The organism is Pseudomonas sp. AC083 (genome assembly GCF_979253165.1).
On sequence record NZ_CEEDDH010000281.1, the window covers coordinates 1 to 246 of the forward strand.

The following is a 246-nucleotide window of genomic DNA, read 5'->3' on the forward strand; positions in this document are numbered from 1 at the left end:
TCTATAGGGTCTACATCTAAACTCCAGCGAACTTTTTGTGCAAGTTTACTGGTGCTTAAATAATCAACCATTTGCGCAAGATACTGATGTAATATGCGGCGATCTTGCGCTTGAATGTGCAATTGAAACCGATACATACCCGCAATTCTTTCTAATGGGGCAGGGATCGGACCGAGCAATTGTATACCAGATACCCCGTTAACTGGAACCAAATCTGTCAAAAAGTCGACGACTAGTTTAATACTT

1 protein-coding gene is annotated in these 246 nt (G+C 41.5%); it reads right to left on the bottom strand.

What is annotated here, in order from left to right; genetic code table 11:
• On the bottom strand, positions 1-246 hold a 246-nt coding region (locus AC0IXA_RS27960; RefSeq protein WP_471814986.1), incomplete at both ends, for a hypothetical protein.